2 protein-coding genes and 1 pseudogene are annotated in these 1,456 nt (G+C 62.4%); all 3 read left to right on the top strand.

The genetic code is table 11. The annotated features are described in order from the left end of the window. A pseudogene (locus EOA27_RS36295) lies at window positions 1-186 on the top strand (LPS export ABC transporter permease LptF); the annotation flags it as partial. Window positions 187-188: 2 nt separating this feature from the next. Then, the gene (lptG, locus tag EOA27_RS36290; RefSeq protein WP_126078241.1) at window positions 189-1,271 is read left to right on the top strand and encodes an LPS export ABC transporter permease LptG; all 1,083 of its coding nucleotides are present in this window, start codon (window positions 189-191) and stop codon (window positions 1,269-1,271) included. Further along, a partial coding sequence (locus EOA27_RS42730) for a hypothetical protein (protein ID WP_145970827.1) occupies window positions 1,271-1,456 on the top strand: 186 nt, incomplete at its 3' end. The genes lptG and EOA27_RS42730, both read left to right, overlap by 1 nt.

Here is a 1,456-nt window from a genome sequence, read left to right as displayed (position 1 = left end):
TACCTGCTCTACGGCATACCGCTGATTGCGTCCGCGGTTTCGATCTGGTTCATCGTCTCGTCCCGCACCATGGAATTGCCGGTCAGTTGGGCGGACTGGCTGACCAATCTCGCCAAGCGCGCCAGCGACAACTGGACGGCATTCAAGCTGTGGCTTGCGCGGCGCACCTCCGGCCAGGGAGCCTGACCATGGGCTGGACGCTGGGCCGCTATTTCTTCTTCCGCTACGTCTCGATCACCTTCTGGTTCTTCCTGGGCCTGCTGGCGCTGGTGTTCCTGATCGATTTCACCGAGCTCTCCGGCCGCACGACCGGGCTGCCGGGGTTCACCTATGGCACGGCCTTCGCCATTTCGGCGCTCAGGATGCCGATGATCATGCTGCAGACGGTGCCGTTCGTCGGGCTGTTCTCGGCAATGGCGACGCTTGTGTCGCTCAACCGCCGCTACGAGCTGGTGATCGCGCGCTCGGCCGGCGTTTCGGCCTGGCAGTTCCTGTTTCCCTGCTGCGTCGGCGCGCTGATGTTCGGCGTGCTGTCGGTGGCCGTGATGAACCCCATCGCCGCGCACGGCTTTTCCTGGTCCGAGCAGATGGAGAACGACCTCAGGGCCGGCAAATCGAATGCCGTCACCACCAATGTCACGCCTTGGCTCAGGCAGAAGACCGAATCAGGCGACACCATCATCGGCGCCCGCGCCATCCTCAATCAGGGGCTGGAGATGGCGGACGCGGTGTTCTTCATCCTCGACCCGCAGGGCAACATCGCCGAGCGCAAGGACGCAGCCAAGGCCTTCCTGCGCGACGGCTACTGGGAATTGCAGGACGTCAAGGTCTTCAAGGCGGGCAACATCCGGACGCTGGCGACCGACAAGCTGCCGACCAACCTCAAGCCGGAATTCGTTCAGGAGCGCCTGGCGCGCCCGGAAACCATCCCTTTCTACGAGCTGCCGCGCAAGATCGAAGTTGCCCGTTCCTTCGGGCTCAAGGCAAATGCCTTCGCCATGCAGTTTGATTCGCTGCTGGCGTTGCCGTTCCTCCTCGTCGCCATGACGCTGATTGCTGCAACGGTTTCAATGCGATTTGCGCGAATGGGGCAGTCGGCAACGATGATTCTGGGTGGCGTCGTGGCCGGCTTTCTGCTTTATGTCGTTTCGGTACTGGTCAAGGCATTCGGTGTGGCCGGATTCGTTCCTACGGTGGTGGCTGCATGGGTTCCGGTCGTCGTGGCTATGTTCTTTGGGGTGACGTTTCTGCTATACAAGGAAGACGGTTAGTGAGGGAGGCGGTTTTGCGCAGCCATAGGCAGGCCGGTTTGGCACGCCTTTATGGGGCGACCGCCTTGGCATGTCTGTTCGCTTGTGCGGTGCCGACGGCACCCGCACAGGCGCAGACCATCGCTGCCAAGCCCGTCCCGTCCGGCACGCAGATGCTGCTGGCCGCCGATACGCTTGTCTATGAC

The sequence above is a fragment of the Mesorhizobium sp. M2A.F.Ca.ET.037.01.1.1 genome (assembly GCF_003998075.1).
In the GTDB taxonomy this organism is placed as follows: Bacteria; Pseudomonadota; Alphaproteobacteria; order Rhizobiales; family Rhizobiaceae; genus Mesorhizobium.
This window is presented reverse-complemented; position numbering and strand designations above follow the sequence as displayed.

What these genes read in the sequence shown, in the direction of transcription:
- lptG (WP_126078241.1), top strand. Translation starts at nt 189, where the DNA reads ATGGGCTGGACGCTGGGCCGCTATTTCTTCTTCCGCTACGTCTCGATC.